This is a genomic window from Pseudomaricurvus hydrocarbonicus (assembly GCF_011602365.1).
Classification (GTDB): Bacteria; Pseudomonadota; Gammaproteobacteria; order Pseudomonadales; family Cellvibrionaceae; genus Pseudomaricurvus; species Pseudomaricurvus hydrocarbonicus.
The window spans coordinates 130,372-150,544 of the sequence record NZ_JAAONZ010000014.1; the positions used below are offsets into that span (position 1 = coordinate 130,372).

The window sequence follows — 20,173 nt, forward strand, 5'->3', positions numbered from 1 at the left end:
AGATCCTACTGAGGGGCAAAGAGGTTAATGGGTACTTCGATACCTCGTTGACAAAGGCGCTCGTAAAAAGAAGGCACAATGCCGGTCGCCCGAAATTCGCCCAGAACCTTACCTTCAGCATCGAGACCGCGGCGGTCAAAACGAAACAATTCCGAGATGGTAATAATGTCACCTTCCATGCCGGTGATTTCACTGACACTGACGAGTCGGCGACGACCGTCTTCCATGCGTTCGATTTGTAAAATCACGTCGATTGCTGAGGCGATTTGGGCCCGCAGAGCCCGCTCTTGAATGTTGACACTGCCCATGGAGACCATGTTTTCGATACGGGCCAACGCATCGCGGGGGGTGTTGGCGTGGATAGTGGTCAGGGAGCCGTCGTGACCGGTGTTCATGGCCTGCAGCATATCCAAAGCCTCATCACCGCGTACTTCACCGATGACGATGCGCTCGGGGCGCATGCGCAAACTGTTACGGACCAGGTCCCGCTGAGTAATCTGACCCCGGTTTTCGACATTGGCCGGACGGGTTTCCAGGCGCACAACATGAGGTTGTTGCAGTTGCAGCTCAGCGGAATCTTCTATGGTAATCACCCGTTCATCGTGGGGGATATAGCCGGAAAGGATGTTGAGCATGGTGGTTTTACCCGAGCCGGTGCCACCGGAAATCAACACATTGAGGCGCGATTTGACGATGCCTTCCAGCACCGGCGCAATATTCGGCGGTACCGAACCGATATCAATCAGGTGCTGCATGCCGAGCATTTCGACGGAAAACCGTCGGATTGACATACAGGGGCCGTCGAGTGCCAAAGGGGGAATAATTACATTCACCCGAGAGCCATCTTTTAGGCGAGCGTCTACCAGGGGGGAAGACTCATCTATGCGGCGTCCGACACTGGAAATAATGCGGTCAATAATACCGAGCAGGTGCTGATTGTCTTTAAAGCGAATGTTGGTCGGCTCCAGCTTGCCGTTTCGTTCAACAAAAATGCAATGCGGGCCATTGACCAGAATGTCAGACACACTCTTATCGGCCAGCAATGCTTCGAGGGGGCCCAGTCCGAGCAGTTCGTCCTCAATTTCCTTGATGATTTGTTGACGTCCAGCCAGCGGCACCGGTATCTGTTCTTCCTGCATCAGGTTGCGGCAAATATCCTGCAGTTGTCGGCGCGCTTCCTCTTCGGACAGTGTGTCGAGTACCGCCAAGTCCACAACATTCAGCAACCGTTGGTGGATCAGGTTTTTGCTTTGTTGCTCTTGCTGACTAAGAACCCGGTTAGCTGCAGCCGCTTCAGACAGCAAGTCTGTGGTGTTTAGATGATCTGGCGAAATGACTGCATTGAGAGAATTGGGATTGAGTGACATGACCTAAGCTCCTTTCAAGTAAGCACTGAGTTTGTTGAAAAGCCCCTTGGATTTGGTTGTCTGGCCAAGCAGCTGGCTTTCCAGCGCAATCATGGCTTTAATCGCTGCGGCGCCGCGATTGCCGTCGTACAGCGGGATCCCGGATTCCACGCTCTGATGGACGTTACTGAAATCGTTGGGAATCAGCAGGCATTGATTGACCTTGAGTGCTTTTTCTATGTCTGAAAGAGTGATGTTAGAGCGCTTGTTGTAGCGATTCACCACCACGTTGATGTGTTCATTTGCAATGCCCAGGTCTTGGCGCAGAATGCTGATCAAGCGCACTGCATCCCGCAACGCTGAGATATCCTGCTGAACTGTGAGCAGGATATGGTCTGAACGTTCCAGTACGGTACTGGTTAACAGGTCAATTTGGCGTGGCAAATCCACCACCACGGTGTCGTGGCAAGCTAACAGTAAATCCATGAGCTGGCCCAATTTACTCTCGGGTATATCTTCTGCCAGAGCAATGCCCAGGGGATTGGTTTCCAGGACTTTGAGACCGCTGTGGTGTTTGAGTAAGTAGGCTTGCAGGGCAATTTCATCAAGACTGTCTATGTTGTTGATGGCTTCGACCAGCCCACGTTTGGGTTCAAGATTCAGGTAGTGGCACAGGGTGCCAAACTGTAAATCCAGATCCATGACCACCGTGTTGAGTTTACTGGCGCTGGCCATGATGTGAGCGATATTGCTGGCAATAAAGGTTGATCCACAGCCCCCTTTGGCGTTAATACAGCTGATGAGTTTGCCTTTTCTGATAATGGTGCCCATTTCCGAACGCAGCCGGCGAATGGACTCTATCAGTTCGCCACTGCTCAGGGGTGGAGAGATATAATCCCGCGCGCCAATCTGGATGGCCATGCGCATGCAGTCTTTTTCTTCACTGTCGCTCACAATGATGGTCTCCAGATTTGAGCTGGAAAGGTACGCGGGCAATTGTTGTAGTTCTTCGCGCCATCGAGAGCTCACTTTGAAAATTAATATGTCAGGGATGATGCTGGCCCCAAGCAGGGGATTGATATCACCGTTGATGATGTGCCGCTGGCTGAGTCGAAAGCCGGCAGCGCTGCCTATCATCTGGCTCAGCTCGTCAACGCCTTTTCGGTCACGGCTGGCAATCAGTACATGAGTATCACGGCGACCTTTTTCGACAAACGGTCGGGAGGCGTGTTCATGAGATAGATGGTGTTCCATTTGCATAGTACTTCTCCTAGCAATCCACATTTGAGCCACTGACGACAGCTCCTACGGGAGCAATACCCAGACTTTCGCTGGGCAAGACAGTTTGAAAATCGGGAGACGGAAGGATAAACGTCACGAAGGGGATAAATCCCTGAAATTGATAGTTAATGATTTTTGCACCGACAAAGCGGATATTAATGAAGTCGGTTGTCGGGTCAGGAATAGGGGCTGAGTTTTCATCAAAGTATTCAATCAAGAGATTGTCATTAGAAAAATTGTTCAAAATAGCGCCGTGGAAGCTGGCCCGGTCAGAGATTCCGTCAATCGCATCAATGGGACAGACTGCGGCCAGGCGCGCACCCCGACGAGTGACTTCATCCAGCACATTCCAGGTGAACATGAGACGGCCGAATTCAATGATGCCAAACAGCACCATGAAAAATACGGCAGCCACAATAGAAAATTCAACCAGAGTACCGCCTCGTTCAGTTCGCTTGAGGGTTGAATGCGGGTGAGAGCAATGTATAAGTGAAATCATTCAAGTACCCTCATGGTAATGCTGGACCTTAAGGTAAAACTCAGGTCGATGGGATCGCCATACCCAAAAGGATTCAGTGAGGCGCCAATCATGGGTATATAGGTATAGCCGACATCGACACGTATCAGGTTGGCGGCCGGGTTGGAAAAAGCGATATCGTCCGTGGTTATGCCTTCAAGTACGGGAGAGCCGGAGCCGTTAACGTGGCCAAAGACAATTAAATTTCCGGCTTTGAAGGCGTTGCCATTGGGACCGGTAGTGTTGAACTGGATGTTACCTGTGGTGTCGGGCGTTGCGGTAGACGCCAGCAATCTGGTGCCGTTTTGCACGCTTTTGTTAAGGGTGGTGTAACTGTAAAAGACTCGGCCAAATTCGCTGATGGCCAGCAATAACAGCAGCAACAATGGCATGACAATGGTGATTTCCACCATGGCGAGACCTTTTTGTTCTCGACACTGCCTCATGCTCGGTGATCTGGAGATTGAACAATCCAGAGCAGGAAGATGGTTAACCGCGGTCGATGGCTTAGTGGGTCGTATCATTTACGAATCCTCGCTGCCGGGGTCTTTATACAGAATAATGCGGGTGGGGGCTGGGCCAGTTGTCGGATCCTGGGAGAAGCTGCCATAACTGGTACAGCCCTGAACGAACTGTCCATAAACCTGAGCTTCATTACCTTGCTGATTGACGGGTTGTAACAAATACAGGCAGGCAAATCCGTACAACGGTACCTGCCCCTGACCGTTGGTGGTGCCGCTACAGTTACCAATAGGGATAGTTAGCATCCGACGGTGGCAACGCCCCCCCCCTGGGCATACAGCGTTAGGGATAATGCCACCTTGATCTTCGCCATATGCGGTTTGATAGTCGCTATAATCAAAAACGTCACCATCAGCTGGCGGAACAGCCTCACCATTGGCATCGGTACTGAAAGAAGAGCCGAAGTCGGTCACATAGTCTGCCTGATAGAGGTCGGTATCCAGACCGCCGCCGCCGCCACTGCCGAAGCGGGTATTCAAACCCTGCACGACCGGGCCCACAGTATTACCGGGCTCGGTTTCAACGACATCACTGGTTGCGAGACAACCTTCATAACCGCCGGCCATGTTTTCTCTCACGTCAGCGCCACCTTGGCTGTCGTCCAGACGAATCAGTTGAAAATTACCGGCGCCTACGTCGCTGCTGTCACCGGCCGCGTATTTCATCACTGTGTATTGACCTGGCTCGTAGCCATAATAATTACTGCAGGTATCACCTTCGCACTCCAGGGTATCCTCACCACAGGCCATCATGGGGGCGAGATCGCAGGCACTGCCGACTAAAGGCGGGCTGGGGCCGGAAATGGCCGAGGCATTGACCGCTTTCTGTCCCCCCATGCTGATAAAAAGATCATCCAGGGGGGCATTAGCAGCGAGACTGATGCGCACGAAGCGAGGGTCGAGGCTGCCGGGTACAAAAGGCACGAGGGTGTTGGAAAACTCGGCACTGAAGGCAATGCCGTTACCGGTGATGCTGTCGGCAAGATCTTCATAACCGGCTTCAGCGAGATTCATGGTCAGGGTGTTAAAGCCAGCTTGCTGTGCTAATAGTGTATCGTGCGACTGGTCCAACACCTTGGCGGCGGACAGGGCAGCGGCATCCACAATATTTTGCAAACGGGTTTTGTTGAGCAGCAGGTGACCACTGTTGAAAGAGTAACCCGCTACCAATAACAGCGCTAACATGGCGACGGTGGTGGCAACCACAATCACGCCACGTTGTCGGCCGGGTAACTGGGGTCTGTATTTGTTCATAAAACCCTACTCCTGCTGCATGATTTCCATAGTTTGCTTGAAGACGGCGATGTCAGTTGACCATCAATTGTACCGGTCTTTCTGGTTTACTAATGTTCTACCGCATTTGCTTTATAAGCTTTCGATCTCTTACTGATAGTTGAGGCAATGTGAAACAGTCCTGCCGATTCTAAGTTTAGGTATTTGTTATTCTTGTTTACGAGCTTGGGCTTCTTGCTTAATGGTCGTGGGTTGACCCACGTCACCGCGATAGACCTGCAGGGCATTTTCCGCTTTATAAGCATCAAGTCCTTCCTTTTCACCTTCGAAACCTCTGGGATTAGCGGTCTGCAACTCAGTGATGCTGGCGAGGCTTTCGCCTCGTGGGTAGTCTCGGTAATTAGCGCATGCCATCAGGGTGAGGAGCGAAGCACACACCGCGGCTAATTTGAGGGCTGAAGTTTTCATTTTCGTTGAGTCCTTTTTATTGAAGATGATGTCAATTATTTAATTAAGACGAAGTCCGTTTTAGTTAAGGCTATGACCAAAACTTTGGTCTATACCCCCACTTTTTACTGGCAGGGTTTGGGCTGTTGAAGTTGACTTTGTGCCTGATTTTTCAGGGGTGCCGTAGGTGCGTCCTAACAAATAGAATTCCAGGTCTGAGGGGGCAACAAAATGATCTGTGGGCAATGCGGGCTTATCTTTAAACGGCGTGGCTAAAACCGGAGTTACCAGAATGACCAGTTCGGTTTCCCCGGATTCAAACTCCGAGCTTCGAAACAGCTGACCCAAAATGGGGATGTCCCCTAAACCGGGAAATTTCGTCACCACTTCGCGCATGTTTTCACTGATCAGTCCGGCAATGCCAATGGTTTCTCCGTCGGCCAGTTCAACCGAGGATTGAGCACTGCGTTTGGTGAGGCTTGGAATTAAAAAGGTGCTAGTGGAATCCTCAGCTCGAATAATGACGGAGTTGCCATTAATCAATTCACTAACGCTGACATCCAGGGTCAAATTAATTCGACCGGAATCCAGCACCACAGGAACAAAGTTTACACCTACACCAAACTCTTTGAATTCAATGGTGGTGCCTCGGTCTCCTCGGGGAATGGGGATGGGAAATTCACCGCCGGATAGGAATCTGGCTTCCTGCCCTGTCAGTGTGGTCAGTGTTGGTTCGGCCAGTATTTTGGCTGAACCATTTTCTTTGGCGGCTTCCAAGGTCATATTGAAGATAAAGTTTTCACTCAGGAAGCTGCCGAATAAACCTTTATCCGCAATGGATAGGTCATTGGGCATGAATTCATCGATAACAGGGCCCAAAGGTGCCGATTCACCAAAGACGGGGATGCGGACATCATCCGGCTCAAACAAAGCGTCTGGAAAGGTTGCTCCTCCATTAACTCCCCCCAGATTCCAGTTACTGTCACCAATACCCAGTGCATTAAACTTGACACCCAATTTTTTCATGCTGCTTCGATTCATCTCCGCGACAGTCACTTTTAACATGACCTGCTGGGCACCGCCGACACTCATTAGATTGACGATTCGATTTTCCTTGTCTTCTTTCGCTTTTCCATCTCCTTCCATCCTTTGGGCTACTGAGACGTAGCTTTGAGCTATTTTCAGAGCTGTGTTCATTCTGGCGGTAGACGATACCTGTCCGCCTAGGACCAGAGAACCTTGGGAGCTGTAAACCTCAATGCGCTCGTCGGGCAGTACCCGAAACAGTTTGGCCTTAAGCGTGTTGAGATCATGGGTCACTTCGATGTCAATGGCTTTAATTAACTGGCTGTTTTTATTCCACAATAAGACATTGGTTGTCCCGAGTTTTTTTCCAAGGACATACAGTTGGCCGTTACGCAGTACCAGGATATCCGCAATGTCCGGATTGCCCATAGAAACTTTTTGAATCGGAACATTAATGTCCAGAATTTGAGATTTATACAATGGTACCTGCATGTTGTCATTGTAGGTGCTGTCAGGGCTGAGGCTGGTCAGTTCAGCCATGGCGTTGGGTGCCAGCGATGTCAAAGCCAGATACACTAATGCTCCGGCAATGATTAAAGGCAATATTTTTTTAAATTGACCTAGCGGGTGCATAGGAAATTCCTTTTAACAATATAAAAACCAAAGCTCGTTTGTGTGTATTGAACAAATCGAGGCGTCTCATTCTTCTTTATTAGTACTGGGCCAGTCTTTATGGGGACTGTCGTCTTTTGAAATTCTGCCTTATGATTTATTCGAGCACTCATTTTTTGTACGTCACTTTTTTGACTTCTGCGTCCGTGCCACGAATGACCGTGACATAAGAGGTTTGATACGGGTTGTAAGTGCTGCGTTTGACAATTTTCTTCGGCTCTGGGGCTGGCGGTTCATCCTCTTCCAGAGGGTTGCGCAGTGTCAGCTGGATGGAGCCTTCCTCCCGGGCCTTGACGATGGTTTCTGCCTGGGTCGGTGTGGTTTCCAGGGTGACCGCTCGTACAATCACCGGATCATTTTTGTTGGTACTTTGGGTTTGATCAACAGCCAGAACTTTAATTTTCTTGAGTATGGTGTCCGTCGTGGTTTTTTTCTGATCGCGTTTGGATGCCAGTACATCCACCATGTTGCCGGGAAGCAAAAAACCCGCGACCCCAATAACATCATCCACTCGCACCGTGATGGCACGTTTATTCGGACTGATGATCGCCGCCAGAGTAGAGCCTTCGAGGTGTTTGGAAATACGCTGGCCGCGTAAAATATCACCCTCAAGAATGATTTCTTTAGTGACCATATCCACGGCTTCTTCCAGGTTGTGAATGGCATCGTTGGGCGCCAGATCTTCCGGAACCTGAAGCAGCTTGAGATTAACCGCTTCCAGTTTGTGGCCATAGGGTATGTCGGTGGCAGCAACCACCACTCCGGTACTTGACTCCAGCTGTGGCTGATTTTTGGCCAGTGCCCAGTTGTTCGCCAGCCAGGCGGCCGAGATGGCGAGCAGAGCCGAGACAGTGAGCAATAGGGTAGTTCTTGGTTTCATCATGGGGCGTCCCTCTGGAATGAAGTGTCAGGCTTGGGGTGGTTTGTCAGGTTTGTAGGGTGCTTTGCAGACTGCGTGAGTGGTTGACGGTCAGACACTGTTTGATCTGTTGCAAGAGTTGATGAATCAGTTCGCTGTTCAGCCTCGTCAGCGGAGACGATATTGTTTTCATTGAGATCAACAAAGTAGGTATTCCATGCCCACTGCAGACGCTTTGTTGTCATCACCTCCGTTTCCTGATGGTAATAGGCATGATCGCGAGCAATGCCCAACAGGTCCCTCGGGTGGCAGGGCAGCAGCGGTGTCCGGTTTTTCTGGTGCAATTCGGTTAATAAAAATGCAAAGGTATCGGGATTAAAAGGGACATCATGTTGATGGCATTGGCTTTCCCAAATTCTTTGATAAGCCTGAGTGGTGAGATAGTCAAAGCGAATCTTGTAGCCAATGCGTCTGAGGAAGGCTTCATCGGCCAAGTCCAGCGGGTTGAGGTTCGATGAAAAAATCAGAATTTGATCAAAGGGCACTTCAAAGTGACGGCCACTACCAAGGGTCAAAAAATCCCGCTTTTCTTCCATGGGGACAATCCAGCGATTGAAAATCTCCGCAGGCGAGGGTTTTTGCCGTCCCATGTCATCGATAATAAAAATTCCACCGTTGGCTTTGAGCTGCAAAGGCGCCTGAAACTGGCGGGTGGCGGGATTGAACTGGATATCCAGCATATCCATGGTCAGTTCGCCGCCGCACAACACCACTGGGCGTTTGCAAAGCAGCCAGCGAGGGTCCCGATGGCGGTCAATCAGTAAGCTGTTTTTTTGATTCTGCTTGTCATTGATCGTGTGGTTATTAGAGCTATCCCCGAGGTTATCAATGGCATCGTTGGTTTCGTTGCCGCCTGGGGCGGGTTGCACGTCATTAATGATTTCATGGATCAGGGGGTCAAACACTTCAATGATGGTGTCGTCGATGGCAATGGCGTAGGGAATGGCGCAGTGATCACCAAACACACCGGGCAGTTGAGCAATGGTGTAGGTCTTACCGGAGCCGGCGGGGCCATAGATGAAGATGGCCCGTCCGGAATTCACCGCCATGCCAATTTGGTCCTTGATGTTGGGGTCGATGACAAAGTTGGCAAATACCTTGTCAATCATTGGGCCATCGACCACGCGGCGATGAATAGAGTGGTGCTGAATTTGAAATTGATAATCCTGCAGGGGGACAGGGGCCGGGCCGATATAACCACTTTGCGCCAACGCTTCCAGGGCGCTGGCGCGGCCGCGCTCAGTCAGACCGTAGCGCAGGGTTGCGCTGATGGCGTGATTGGGGCGGACTTCAATAATTGCGTCACGACGCAGTATCTGCAAAATCTCATCAACCACCGCGCCGCCGAGTGCCATTTTTTGAGACAGACTGTGGGCGGTTAGCATGCCGGCTTCGTACAGGTGTTTACAGCAAAGTTGCGTTAAAAGCCGCTCGCTCAAACCGGTACTTTGAATCGTGACGGGTGATAGCGACGTTGTGGAGAAATCACTTGTGACCTGGGTGTTCAGGCGCAGGGTGGTTGTTGCTTCTCCGTGGGTCTTGCCTGACTCAGATCCCTGTGATGAGAAAGTGTCTATGGTATCTGTCGTCAGCGCTGGATTCTCAAGTGGCGTCATAGTTTTTTCTCTAAAAGCCAAGGTTTTATGGTGGTGTTCATAAGCTATTCATGGCTTGGTTCAACAAGGGCTCTGGCACTAAGCTCTCTTGCAGTAGCACAATGCTAAACCCCACGGTGATGGCAATGGCGAACGGGAATTTTTCAGCGGCGACTTCATCCTCTGCCGGGGGCTGATACACCCACTGAAAGGTCCGTACCCAGGTTTTCAGCATGAAGTAATAGCGTTTAAGGTATTGGGGTAATCCTCCTTTAACAAGGAGAATGCCCAGACCTAACAATGATCCTGCCACTAAGCTGAAGAGAGCAGCATTCAGAGCTTGTGGTTCGCTCACAAAAACCGCCGCGCCAGCAATCAGTTTGACGTCTCCGGCGCCCATTGCTCCGATGAGGTACAGCATAAAAAAGATAAAAAAAGCCAAGGTGGCTGCGGCCAGGCCGTGCAGTACACCAAGAGTTCCTTGCGTGTAGGCTTGATAGGTGAGCCCCAATATAAAAAGACAACCATTTAAAAGGTTGGGTATGCGGTGGTATTTAAAATCAAACGCCGTTGCCAACAGTAGGCCTGCCATCAATACGGTGCAGGCCAGGTTTTGCGGGGTAATCTCGTGGAATAAAGACATCATCAGGCCACTTCTGTCATTCGTGTTATTGAGGGCAAGGCTTTTCTGTTCACTCTAGACCTACCGGCATACCAACCTAGAATGCTGAATTGACATACCGGAGGTTATTATTAAGTCGAAAATGATTGTGGATTGGTGATTAAGGAACTGGAGTTATGACAGCAGCCAGAGAATTAATTGCCGCGGCTACATTGTCACCCAGCAATGTGAACGCTGCGACAGACCCGGCCACGATTAAACTGCCGGCTACGGCATACTCCACGGTTTCCAAACCTTCTTCGTCACGAAGAAAATCCATTATCTTGTGTTTAAAATCAGTCATTGTGAAAACTCCAAATTTGAAGATCGAAAGTAATTGAAATTGACTAGGAGACAGCTCACTCCTGGCCTTAAATCTAGGTTCCAGGAAAAAACACGGTTAGGAGCATTTTGCAAACAAGTAGGAAAATTTTGACGAGTTGGAAAGACTGATTATTTCAGTTATATAAAAGCTAAATCTTTAGATTGATGTTTGAGCGTGAAGGTGGCTTTGAGGGCGATAAAGAAGATATAAGTGACATTTAGAGGAATGGTTTTTTCAAATCTTTTTCTTATTCTTAATAAATATAACGTATTTCACGACAAATTGATTAAGCTTAAGCGTGAAAGGTTGTTATCTATACTTATTTATATAGCGAGGAGATACATGCAAGAACATATCCTCCTATACAAAGCTGGACTTATAGAGGAAAACCATTAGTGTTTTTTTAAGGATGATTGGTGCACATGGATACTTCCATTTTGTGGTTTAATTTATCCAGTCCTGAGAATAAATCGAATGTCGCCGATGAATTTAGCAAACATTGTCAGGTACTGGAATATGAATATTCTTCGGGACTGTTGGAAGATGTAGTTCGTCAAGTCAACCTGATTTGCTTTGAGTACGATTTTCCTGACGTGGCCAGCCTGGAGCTGTTGAGGACGACTCGTATTCAATACCCATCTGTACCGGTGATGATGATTTCCTGTGTGCACTCGGAAGAGCTGGCTATCTGGGCTTTGCGCATGCAGATCCGGGAATATTTTGTGTCGCCGGTGTCGGCTCAGGAAGTAAAATCCGTGGTTGAGGCTCTGGAGTCTCAACAGCGTCGCGATGCGGGTATTATTGACTTAACACACAGTCGCCGTTTTGCGTTGCCTACCGATTGTCGTTATCACAACAGTGCACAGAAGACGAGTGTGATGCCGGCGATCAACTATGTGCAGACGCATTTGCATGAAAAAATTCGTGAAGTGGAAGTGGCCAGACTCTGTAATATGTCACCTTTCAAGTTCAGCCGGGAATTCAAACGCTGTTACGACATGACGTTTCAGGAATACGTCATTACCTTGCGCATGAAAAAAGCCTCCGAACTGCTGGTCAACCCCAATGTTTTGGTGGCCGATGTGGCCTATCAGGTGGGATTTCGCGATCCGTCCTATTTTACCCGCTTGTTCAAAAAGCATAAGGGTATCTCCCCCAGCGATTGTCGCGGTGCCGAGACGGCCCTCAGTTAATGGCTTAACCCTATCTGAAGTCTGTGTACTTGTGCCAAATTGCCTCTTACAGCCTTTAATTGTGCCTAATTGCAGTTAAAGTTTTCATCTTGTCTGCTTTAAACCGACTAACTATCTCCCTTCTCAATACCAGCCATCCTGGCCTCTAATGTTTCATTAGTCTGCTTTTTGATATCTATAGATTAATTCTTGTGAAACATAGGCGGGGGAGGTAATGTGCCCTCTATTGTAAGCTGGACGATGAACTGAAGGTCAGATTAAGGGTGTGATATGGCAACGCGACAGACCGCACTATTGGGGCAGTTGAGTGATGTGGACCTGCGATTGTTGCGGGTATTCCGGGCGGTGGCGGAATCCGGAGGCTTTTCGGCTGCAGAGCTGGAACTGAATATCGGGCGTTCGACCATCAGCCGTCACATCAAGGACCTGGAGGTGCGGCTGGGGGTTTCGCTTTGCCGCAGGGGCCGGGCAGGCTTTGCGCTCACCGATGAAGGGCGACAAATCTATCAGGCCACCTTGCGGTTATTGGCGTCACTGGAGTCGTTCCGCGGGGAGGTGGCCGATGTGCACAAGCGCATGACCGGTCACCTGTCCATTGCCCTGTTTGATAAAACGGCCACCAACCCCGAAGCTAGAATCCATCAGGCCCTGGCCCGCTTCGACGACCTGGCTCCGGAAGTCAGCCTCGACATCTATGTTGAACCGATTAATGAGGTCGAGCGTGGGGTCATGGAAGGGCGTTTTCAGCTGGGGGTCATCCCCGCGCACCGAAGTTCTCCCAGTCTGGATTATCAGCACCTGTTCTATGAGCAGATGTACCTCTACTGCGGCTATCGGCACCCCCTGTTTGACACTGCGGACATCAGCATCGCCGATGAGGATATCCGCCAGTCCAAATACGCTGGTCTGGGACACCATTCGCCTAATATGGAGGTGGGGAACCGCTTGGGGTTAAAGCGCGATGTCACGGTTAACGATCAGGAGGCCATTGTTCACTGTTTGCGCTCAGGCCGTTATATTGGCTATCTGCCGGATCACTACGCCGAGACCTTCCTTAAACAGGGCTTGATTCGGGCCATTTGCCCGGAAAGGTATCATTATGAATGTGATTTCGTGGCGATCCATCGAGGCTCTCCCAAGCCGTCGCGCATGGTGGCAACGATGCTGCAATGTCTGCAACAGGCACATGAATAAAAGCAGAATCCAGCTATGCTTATTCAAATGCACCGGACTAAAAATCACCGTTAACATTTTTAGCCGGCAGGTGTCGGCTTGGCCAGTTCTGCATGGGGCTGCTTCGTTCGCAGTCACTGCGTTGAATGTGCCAGGCCAGGCCCTATTTCACTTCTGAGGCAGATGCGTATGCAAACTCAGCAGGAGATCATCAATAGCCTACCTTCACATTTGAGGCCATTTGCGGCCGTTCAGGATTACCGGCGATACACCCCCCGGGATCAGGCGGTTTGGCGTTTTTTGTTGCATCAACTTCGCAACAACCTCTCTCAATCCGCAGAATCAACGTACCTGGAAGGCTTGGGGAAAACCGGAATCAGTCTGGAATCGATCCCGCGTATTGAAGAAATGAACGATGGTCTGAGAGAGATCGGCTGGCATGCCGTGGTGGTGGATGGATTTGTGCCACCGGCCATTTTTATGGAGTTTCAGGCCCAGCGGGTGCTGGTGATTGCGGTGGATATGCGCACGTTTGAGCATATGCTCTACACTCCGGCGCCGGATATCGTGCATGAATCCGCCGGTCATGCGCCCTTTATTATTGATGTGGATTACGCAGAGTTTTTGCAGCGCTTTGGCGAGCTGGGTATGCATGCGATCGCCAGCCGAGGTGACATGGAGGTGTACCAGGCCATTCGGGCACTCTCCATCATCAAAGAAAACCCCCGGGCAAGCGCCGAGCAAATTTCAGCCGCCGAGCACAAGCTGACTGCCGCCATTGCAGCCAATGACACGCCTTCAGAGGCCGCGTTATTATCACGGTTGCATTGGTGGACTGTTGAGTATGGCTTGGTCGGTACCCCCGATGACTACCGTATTTTTGGCGCGGGGTTATTGTCCTCCCTGGGGGAAAGCGTTAATTGTCTGGATGATGAAAAGGTTAAGAAGCTGCCGTTGACCGTCGATGCCATTAGCTGTGCTTATGACATTACCTGTGAGCAGCCGCAATTATTTGTGACTCGCAATTGCCGTCACCTGAGTCAGGTGCTGGAAGAATTCGGTCGACAAATGTGTGTGAATCGGGGGGGGGCTGAGTCCGTGCGGCAAGCGATTCAGGCACAAACGGTGAATACCGCTGTCACCAACGCGGGCCTGGAGATCAGTGGTCAGTTTTCCGATGTGTTAACGGATGCTGTCGGCAATGTGGTCTATGTGAACACGACGGGACCCACCCAGCTGGCCTATCAGGGTAAAGAGCTGCCCGGGCAGGGCATTGCCTGTCACAAAGAGGGTTTTGGTTGTCCTGTTGGGCGTTTGCAGGCAATGGAACGTTGCCTGTCGTCCTATACCGTGGATGAATTGAAACAACATGGCATCGCCATCGATACCGAAGTAAAGCTGGATTTTTTGTCAGGCATTACGGTGGTTGGGTGGTTGAAAAAGATTTTGCGTCGGGATCAAAAAAACCTCGTGTTCACCTTCGAAGGTTGTACTGTCCGGAGCCTTCAGGGAGATATTTTGTTCGATCCGGCGTGGGGGGTGTTTGATATGGCGGTTGGCGCCGCCATAACCTCGGTCTATGGCGGTTCGGCGGATCAGGATGCTTTTCCTCTGTATCGGGTTGCTGAAAAGTCTGAAGCGGTGTATACCCCGGCAGACGATGGCCACGGTGGAAAACTGTTTGATTTTTATCAGAAAATTCGCAATTTCCGGGAAGCGTCTTGTCAGGCCTCAAAATCGATACTGGTGAATGATGCGGGCAAACAAAAAATTGCACAGTGGACCCAGGAGCTGCTTGACGCAAAATTTCAGGAGTGGTTGTTGTATTTTGAACTTCTGGAAATCGCGAAGATGTGTGAATGCAGCGAGGCAGTGTGCCAGCCACTGCTGGATCAACTGAAAAAGTTACAGCAAGAGGGCGATGATAACCAGCGGCGCCTGATCCAATATGGCCTCGATCGTTTAAGCCCTTGATGTATCGCCTCGCCTAATCGTTAAACTACTAGCCACTAGCCACTAGCCACTAGCCACTAGCCACTAGCCACTAGCCACTAGCCACTAGCCACTAGCCACTACTCGCCATTAAACGCCTTACGTACCTCATCGGCGATAATACCCACTCCCTGCTTCACGATCTCCCCATCCTGAGCATAAGACACCCTAATGCACTCATGCTTGTGAGGCCATTCATTGTCAATGCCAATAAAAAAGTTATGGCCGGGCACGATGAGTACGCCGCGTTTTTTAAGCCGCTGATAGAGCTCCTGGCTGGTGATGGGTAGGCCGTCAAACCATAACCACAAGAATATGGCTCCTTCGGGTTTGTGGATGTGGAAGGGTAAGCCGGCCAGGGCCTCGCGAAACCACTGAACGGTTTGCTGTGACCCTTTCTGGTAAAATGGGGCGACATGGTTTTGTGACAGGGTCAGAATTTCACCGGTGCGGAATAATTCTTTGGCCAGCGCGGGCCCCAATGTCCCACAGGCCAGATTGACAATGGTGTTGGCATTGGTGAAAGCGTGGATGATCTCTTCGTTGGCAATCACGATACCGGTGCGCACACCGGGTAAGCCCAGCTTGCTGAGACTCAAAGCTAAAATGGTGTTGTCGTTCCAGTGAGGCTTGGCGTCTGTGAAAATGATGCCCGGGAAGGGCAGACCATAGGCTCCGTCAATAATGAAAGGTACGTCGTGGGCGCGAGCGATTTCATCCAGGTGAGCAATTTCCTCATCGGTGAGTACATTGCCGGTTGGGTTGGTTGGGCGGGAAACGCACAGCGCCGCCGTATTCTGCCCCAGCTGCAGTTGAGAGAAATCCACATGGTACTTAAACAGTTGATCGTCCAGTAATTCAATGCTCGGGCGAGTCGCGGTAAAAAAGTTTTCACTGAGCCCCACGTCACCATAACCCAAATATTCAGGCGCCAGGGGAAGGTGGATAGAGCGCTGGCTGCCGTCAGCCATGGTGCCGGCAAACATGTTGTACAACACAAAAAAAGCCGACTGACTGCCATTGGAGATGGCAATGTTGTTGGCAGTGATTGACCAGCCAAACTGTTTATTCAGAAAGGTGGCCAGTTGTTCAAGAAATTCTTTATCACCCTGGGGGGATTGATAGATTCCAAACAGGCTGTGGCGCTGCTGCGAGTCCGTCATGATGTCTTCAAGCCGCTGCTGGAATATGGCTTCTACTTCCTGCAGTCGGCCAGGGTTGCCACCGCCCATAAAGATCATGTCGGGGTTTTCGTTCAACGCCGAACCCAGATCGTCCATTAGTTCGACGATGCCGGAATTACCGGTGAATTTTTGGCCAAAAGCGGATAATTTCATGACTGCAGACTCTACTTCTATCGTGCCTCGGTTGAGGCTTCATTCAGCGGCTGATTATATCACGATGTGACAAGAGCACCGTAAGGTGACATTTTGAGAATTTTTTCCATCCGTGATGCGGTCACTGGAAGGAGGGGCTTGATGAACATGGGAGAAATGTGGGGGGACAGGTCAGGCAGACCTTATGCTATCCTGCAGCATTCAATGTTACTTTAGTGATTTTAGGTGAGGATGTTATGCCCAAGCAGGACCTCCGTGTCAGCATTATTCAGCAATCTTTGGTTTGGCAGGACCCGCCAGCCAATCGGGCCCGCTTTGGTGAATTGATTTTAGGTCAGGCCGGCGCAACGGATCTGATAGTTTTGCCTGAAATGTTCACGGCGGGTTTCAGCATGGATTCCCAAAAAGTGGCCGAACCGGCGACGGGTGAGACCCTGGCCTGGATGAAAGAGATGGCCCAGTCTACCGGGGCCGTCATCACCGGGAGCTATGCGGTAGCGGCTAAAGACGGTGGTCTGCCGCTAAATCGGCTGGTGTGGATGCGCCCAGACGCTAGCTATGAGATCTACGACAAGCGTCATTTGTTCAGGATGGCTGGCGAGCACAAGCGTTATCAGGCGGGAGAAGGGCGTCTCACCGTTGAGCTGATGGGCTGGCGAATACGACCCTTGATTTGTTATGACCTTCGTTTTCCGGTGTGGTGTCGCAACCAGGAGGATTACGATCTGTTGATTTTTGTGGCGAACTGGCCGGCCGCCCGGGCTTACCCCTGGTCACAACTGCTGAAGGCCCGTGCGATTGAAAATCTGGCCTGTGTCGTGGGGGTCAACCGCGTCGGTGAAGATGGCAACGGTCATGCTTACAGTGGCGACAGTGTCGTCTTGGATGCGATGGGCAAGCCTGTGGTCGACCCCGGATCCAAAGCCGGTGTGTTTACCGTAACCTTGTCAGCGGAAGCCTTGAACAGCTTTAGGGAGAAATTCCCGGCTCATCTGGATGCCGATGGCTTCCAGCTTACGTGATTCAGTTGATGTGATTTTGCTTGAGAGCCGTTAAAATAGGGGAAAACTCTTAACCTGCTTATCCGGACTGTTAAGTTGGGCCGGAAAGCGGTTCGAAGACCCATCTGGTTAATAGAATTCACAGTTTACAAAGAGACTTAACATGCCTGGCTTACTGAAAAATGTCGATCCGGACGGCCTTCTGGAATATTCCGTTGTCTTTACCGATCGCTCCCTGAACCATATGTCGAAGACGTTCCAGCAGGTGATGCGTGATATTTCGGAAACTTTGAAAGGGGTGTATAACGCGGATGCCATTGCGGTGGTGCCGGGTGGTGGTACCTACGGAATGGAGTCGGTAGCGCGTCAGTTTGCCACCGGACAAAAGTGCCTGGTGATCCGCAATGGCTGGTTCAGCTTCCGTTGGAGCCAGATTTTGGAAATGGGCCAGATAACATCCGATATCCAGGTGTTAAAAGCCGCTCCGGTCAGTGACAGTCCTCAGGCAGCCTTTGCTCCCCCCGCGATTTCGACGGTCGTGGACACGATTGCCCGAGAAAAGCCCCAGGTGGTGTTTGCGCCCCACGTGGAAACGGCCTCAGGTATGTTACTCCCGGATGATTACATTAAAGCGTTAGCGGATGCCGTCCACGCGGTTGGAGGTATTTTTGTACTGGATTGCATCGCTTCGGGCACCCTGTGGGTGGACATGAAAGCGCTGGGGGTAGATGTGTTGATCAGTGCTCCTCAAAAGGGTTGGAGCGCCTCGCCCTGTGCGGCTTTGGTCATGCTGGGCGAACGGGCCCTCAAGCGTTTGGATACCACCACCAGTACCAGTTTTGCCTGTGACCTGAAAAAATGGCTGCAAATTATGCAGGCCTATGAAAACGGTGGGCATGCCTATCATGCGACCATGCCAACCGACGCGCTGACGGTGTTCCGGGACACCATGAAAGAGTCGGAAACCTTGGGTTTTGACAAGCTGAAACAGCAGCAAATTAAATTGGGCCGTCGAGTGCGGGAGCTGTTGTCAGAAAAAGGCTTCAACAGTGTTGCTGCGAAAGGTTTTGAGGCGCCAGGCGTGGTGGTCAGTTACACCGCCGAGGCCGATATCCACACCGGTAAAGCTTTTCTGGAGCAGGGGTTGCAGGTGGCTGCAGGGGTGCCGTTGCAGTGCGATGAACCGGAGGATTACCAGACCTTTCGCATAGGTTTATTTGGTTTGGACAAGCTGGGTAACATCGACCGTACCGTTGCCTATCTGGATGAGGCTTTGGCCAAGGTCTAAAGCGCTAGGGCCACTCTCAAAAAGCTTCCTTCGACCTTAGTCAAGGAAGCTTTTTTATTAACGTTTGTTTGCCACCAGAGTCTCCACAGCGACTATTCACGGCTTTACAGCGTTTTTAATACCTGCAACAACAACGCCCAGAAAGGTTGAACGGTGGCAATGTCCAGGCGTTCTCGAGGCGAGTGAGCACCGCGGATGGTGGGGCCAAATGAAATGGCTTCCACACCCTCCATTTTGTTCAGTAAAATTCCGCACTCCAGCCCGGCGTGAATGGCTTTGACCTCCGGTGTCGTGTTGTGCATGCTCTGATAAATTCCCTTTACATGCTGCAATAGATCGCTGTCAAAATCAGGCTGCCATCCGGGGTAACTGATGGTTTCGTCGGCCGTTAAGTGTAAGGTTTCGGCGAGAGACAGCAGCGTCTCAGTCAGGCCTTCAGCCTCCTGAGCATTGAAGTAACGCAAGCTGGTCTCAATCAGCATCTGTTGGCGGCTGACATTCACTACCGCCAGATTGATACTCAGGTCCACCAAATCCGCTGGATGGTCACTATTGTAGCTTTGTGCCCCGTGCGGCAGAGCCATTAAAGCCTGGCGAACTGAGCGATGTGAGAGCGGGCAAAGCATATGTTCGGGAGCGCAGGCTTCAGTGTTGAGGGTAATTTGACCGTCGGCTGCAGGCAAATAGGCTTTCCAGCGTTCAAGCAGTGACTGGGTAAGCTGGGTCAGTTCGGTGAGCCGCTCTGTAGGCAAGGCAACTTCCAGCGTGGCTGATCTTGGAATGACATTGTGCGCCACACCGCCGCTCATACTGCAAAGTCGCACGTCCAGCTTTTCGGCTCGGTACAACCATTGACCGATTAATTTATTGGCATTGCCCAATTGTTGATGAATTTGTATGCCGGAATGCCCTCCGGCCAAACCGCGTAAATCCAGGCGTAAACCACAATAATCATCAGGAACCGGTTCGGATTTCATGGGCGCTGTCAGCTCCCAGGTACGACCACCTGCGCAGCCGACGAACAGTTCACCCCAGTCTTCGGTGTCCAGATTCAACAATTTGGTTCCAGAGAGGAGAGAGGCGTCAAGGTTAATGGCTCCCCCTAGGCCTGTCTCCTCGTCCATGGTGAACAGCAGTTCTAATGGCGGGTGTTGGGTGTCAGGTGAGGTCATCAGCGCCAGCGCGGCGGCGCACCCCAGGCCGTTGTCGGCCCCCAGCGTCGTGCGGTCGGCACGTAACCAGCCTTCTTCGATGATGAGGTCCAGCCCGTCGTGAGCGAAATCATGCTGTTTATCCTCGGCTTTGACCGTCACCATGTCGACATGATTTTGGATAATCACTGTCGGACGGCCGTCAAAACCGGGCGAAGCTGGCACGTAAATTACTAAATTGCCCACGCTATCGCGTATCCAGGGGTGGCCATGCTCATCAGCCAGGCTCTGAATGTACTGGCAGATTTTTTCCTCTTGCTTTGAGATGCGTGGGGTCTGGGTAAATTGGTAAAAATGCTCCCATAGCTGAGCAGGTTCAGTGGGGTACAGTTCGGGCTTGGTAGGCATAAATCTCTCAACAGTCACAGGTTCGCGCTAAATCAGTTGGCGGGTGGCTTTTGCTTGGGGGAGTGGTTCAGGGCCGGCCCGGCGAAT

The 20,173-nt window shown here is 51.0% G+C and carries 18 protein-coding genes; 5 read left to right on the forward strand and 13 right to left on the reverse strand.

All coding sequences use genetic code 11. From position 1 onward, the window contains the following. Positions 1 to 5: 5 nt before the first annotated feature. The 11 genes from G8770_RS16500 to G8770_RS16550 all read right to left on the reverse strand — a co-directional run bounded on the left by G8770_RS16500 (position 6) and on the right by G8770_RS16550 (position 10,522). Positions 6 to 1,367, reverse strand: coding sequence for a TadA family conjugal transfer-associated ATPase (locus G8770_RS16500; protein WP_167189283.1), 1,362 nt, complete (start codon positions 1,365 to 1,367; stop codon positions 6 to 8). Positions 1,368 to 1,370: 3 nt separating this feature from the next. Then, on the reverse strand, positions 1,371 to 2,606 hold the full coding sequence (locus G8770_RS16505; protein ID WP_167189287.1) for a CpaE/TadZ family protein: 1,236 nt from the start codon (positions 2,604 to 2,606) through the stop codon (positions 1,371 to 1,373). A gap of 10 nt (positions 2,607 to 2,616) precedes the next feature. Beyond that, entirely contained in the window at positions 2,617 to 3,126 is a 510-nt protein-coding gene (locus G8770_RS16510) for a TadE/TadG family type IV pilus assembly protein (RefSeq protein ID WP_167189290.1), read from the reverse strand. Continuing rightward, a complete protein-coding gene (locus G8770_RS16515; protein ID WP_167189293.1) occupies positions 3,123 to 3,668 on the reverse strand; it encodes a TadE/TadG family type IV pilus assembly protein in 546 nt (181 codons plus the stop codon). The genes G8770_RS16510 and G8770_RS16515 overlap by 4 nt, the downstream gene beginning before the upstream one ends. After that, the gene (locus G8770_RS16520) at positions 3,669 to 4,919 is read right to left on the reverse strand and encodes a TadE/TadG family type IV pilus assembly protein (protein ID WP_167189296.1); all 1,251 of its coding nucleotides are present in this window, start codon (positions 4,917 to 4,919) and stop codon (positions 3,669 to 3,671) included. Between the two features lie 186 nt (positions 4,920 to 5,105). Continuing rightward, positions 5,106 to 5,366, reverse strand: a complete 261-nt coding sequence (locus G8770_RS16525; protein WP_167189299.1) for a hypothetical protein — start codon at positions 5,364 to 5,366, stop codon at positions 5,106 to 5,108. Positions 5,367 to 5,426: 60 nt separating this feature from the next. Continuing rightward, the gene (locus tag G8770_RS16530; protein WP_208022318.1) at positions 5,427 to 7,004 is read right to left on the reverse strand and encodes a type II and III secretion system protein family protein; all 1,578 of its coding nucleotides are present in this window, start codon (positions 7,002 to 7,004) and stop codon (positions 5,427 to 5,429) included. Between the two features lie 148 nt (positions 7,005 to 7,152). Then, positions 7,153 to 7,926, reverse strand: a complete 774-nt coding sequence (cpaB, locus tag G8770_RS16535) for a Flp pilus assembly protein CpaB (protein WP_167189302.1) — start codon at positions 7,924 to 7,926, stop codon at positions 7,153 to 7,155. Continuing rightward, the gene (locus tag G8770_RS16540) at positions 7,923 to 9,578 is read right to left on the reverse strand and encodes an ATP-binding protein (protein WP_167189305.1); all 1,656 of its coding nucleotides are present in this window, start codon (positions 9,576 to 9,578) and stop codon (positions 7,923 to 7,925) included. The genes cpaB and G8770_RS16540 overlap by 4 nt, the downstream gene beginning before the upstream one ends. Before the next feature lie 37 nt (positions 9,579 to 9,615). Beyond that, positions 9,616 to 10,203 carry an A24 family peptidase gene (locus G8770_RS16545; protein WP_167189308.1) on the reverse strand — a complete coding sequence of 196 codons (588 nt, stop codon included), beginning with the start codon at positions 10,201 to 10,203 and terminating at the stop codon, positions 9,616 to 9,618. A gap of 136 nt (positions 10,204 to 10,339) precedes the next feature. Next, positions 10,340 to 10,522 carry a Flp family type IVb pilin gene (locus G8770_RS16550; protein ID WP_167189311.1) on the reverse strand — a complete coding sequence of 61 codons (183 nt, stop codon included), beginning with the start codon at positions 10,520 to 10,522 and terminating at the stop codon, positions 10,340 to 10,342. Between the two features lie 443 nt (positions 10,523 to 10,965). On the opposite strand from G8770_RS16550, the gene G8770_RS16555 reads away from it, so the two are divergent. From G8770_RS16555 to G8770_RS16565, 3 genes are all read left to right on the forward strand, one after another. Next, complete coding sequence (locus G8770_RS16555; RefSeq protein WP_167189314.1) at positions 10,966 to 11,736, forward strand: AraC family transcriptional regulator; 771 nt, start codon at positions 10,966 to 10,968, stop codon at positions 11,734 to 11,736. Positions 11,737 to 12,006: 270 nt separating this feature from the next. Next, on the forward strand, positions 12,007 to 12,930 hold the full coding sequence (locus G8770_RS16560) for a LysR family transcriptional regulator (protein ID WP_167189317.1): 924 nt from the start codon (positions 12,007 to 12,009) through the stop codon (positions 12,928 to 12,930). 168 nt (positions 12,931 to 13,098) lie between these two features. Then, positions 13,099 to 14,883: an aromatic amino acid hydroxylase gene (locus G8770_RS16565; protein ID WP_167189319.1), complete on the forward strand. Its 1,785-nt coding sequence runs from the start codon at positions 13,099 to 13,101 to the stop codon at positions 14,881 to 14,883. 98 nt (positions 14,884 to 14,981) lie between these two features. On the opposite strand, the gene G8770_RS16570 is transcribed toward G8770_RS16565, so the two are convergent. After that, on the reverse strand, positions 14,982 to 16,238 hold the full coding sequence (locus tag G8770_RS16570; protein WP_167189321.1) for a valine--pyruvate transaminase: 1,257 nt from the start codon (positions 16,236 to 16,238) through the stop codon (positions 14,982 to 14,984). 236 nt (positions 16,239 to 16,474) lie between these two features. On the opposite strand from G8770_RS16570, the gene G8770_RS16575 reads away from it, so the two are divergent. Then, a complete protein-coding gene (locus G8770_RS16575) occupies positions 16,475 to 17,260 on the forward strand; it encodes an amidohydrolase (protein WP_167189323.1) in 786 nt (261 codons plus the stop codon). Positions 17,261 to 17,402: 142 nt separating this feature from the next. Continuing rightward, positions 17,403 to 18,527: an aminotransferase class V-fold PLP-dependent enzyme gene (locus G8770_RS16580; RefSeq protein ID WP_167189325.1), complete on the forward strand. Its 1,125-nt coding sequence runs from the start codon at positions 17,403 to 17,405 to the stop codon at positions 18,525 to 18,527. A gap of 104 nt (positions 18,528 to 18,631) precedes the next feature. Here the strand turns inward: G8770_RS16580 and pepD are convergent, their stop codons facing one another. Continuing rightward, positions 18,632 to 20,086 (reverse strand): beta-Ala-His dipeptidase, encoded by a 1,455-nt coding sequence (pepD, locus tag G8770_RS16585; RefSeq protein ID WP_167189328.1) that lies wholly within the window; start codon positions 20,084 to 20,086, stop codon positions 18,632 to 18,634. Positions 20,087 to 20,173: the final 87 nt, after the last annotated feature.

Excerpts from the sequence above, each read along its gene's own strand:
- G8770_RS16540 (WP_167189305.1), bottom strand. The coding sequence starts at position 9,578 with ATGACGCCACTTGAGAATCCAGCGCTGACGACAGATACCATAGACACT.
- cpaB (WP_167189302.1), bottom strand. The coding sequence starts at position 7,926 with ATGATGAAACCAAGAACTACCCTATTGCTCACTGTCTCGGCTCTGCTC.
- G8770_RS16560 (WP_167189317.1), top strand. The coding sequence starts at position 12,007 with ATGGCAACGCGACAGACCGCACTATTGGGGCAGTTGAGTGATGTGGAC.
- G8770_RS16555 (WP_167189314.1), top strand. The coding sequence starts at position 10,966 with ATGGATACTTCCATTTTGTGGTTTAATTTATCCAGTCCTGAGAATAAA.
- G8770_RS16525 (WP_167189299.1), bottom strand. The coding sequence starts at position 5,366 with ATGAAAACTTCAGCCCTCAAATTAGCCGCGGTGTGTGCTTCGCTCCTC.
- G8770_RS16500 (WP_167189283.1), bottom strand. The coding sequence starts at position 1,367 with ATGTCACTCAATCCCAATTCTCTCAATGCAGTCATTTCGCCAGATCAT.
- G8770_RS16570 (WP_167189321.1), bottom strand. The coding sequence starts at position 16,238 with ATGAAATTATCCGCTTTTGGCCAAAAATTCACCGGTAATTCCGGCATC.
- G8770_RS16505 (WP_167189287.1), bottom strand. The coding sequence starts at position 2,606 with ATGCAAATGGAACACCATCTATCTCATGAACACGCCTCCCGACCGTTT.
- G8770_RS16565 (WP_167189319.1), top strand. The coding sequence starts at position 13,099 with ATGCAAACTCAGCAGGAGATCATCAATAGCCTACCTTCACATTTGAGG.
- G8770_RS16520 (WP_167189296.1), bottom strand. The coding sequence starts at position 4,919 with ATGAACAAATACAGACCCCAGTTACCCGGCCGACAACGTGGCGTGATT.
- G8770_RS16545 (WP_167189308.1), bottom strand. The coding sequence starts at position 10,203 with ATGATGTCTTTATTCCACGAGATTACCCCGCAAAACCTGGCCTGCACC.
- pepD (WP_167189328.1), bottom strand. The coding sequence starts at position 20,086 with ATGCCTACCAAGCCCGAACTGTACCCCACTGAACCTGCTCAGCTATGG.
- G8770_RS16575 (WP_167189323.1), top strand. The coding sequence starts at position 16,475 with ATGCCCAAGCAGGACCTCCGTGTCAGCATTATTCAGCAATCTTTGGTT.
- G8770_RS16515 (WP_167189293.1), bottom strand. The coding sequence starts at position 3,668 with ATGATACGACCCACTAAGCCATCGACCGCGGTTAACCATCTTCCTGCT.
- G8770_RS16510 (WP_167189290.1), bottom strand. The coding sequence starts at position 3,126 with ATGATTTCACTTATACATTGCTCTCACCCGCATTCAACCCTCAAGCGA.
- G8770_RS16550 (WP_167189311.1), bottom strand. The coding sequence starts at position 10,522 with ATGACTGATTTTAAACACAAGATAATGGATTTTCTTCGTGACGAAGAA.
- G8770_RS16580 (WP_167189325.1), top strand. The coding sequence starts at position 17,403 with ATGCCTGGCTTACTGAAAAATGTCGATCCGGACGGCCTTCTGGAATAT.
- G8770_RS16530 (WP_208022318.1), bottom strand. The coding sequence starts at position 7,004 with ATGCACCCGCTAGGTCAATTTAAAAAAATATTGCCTTTAATCATTGCC.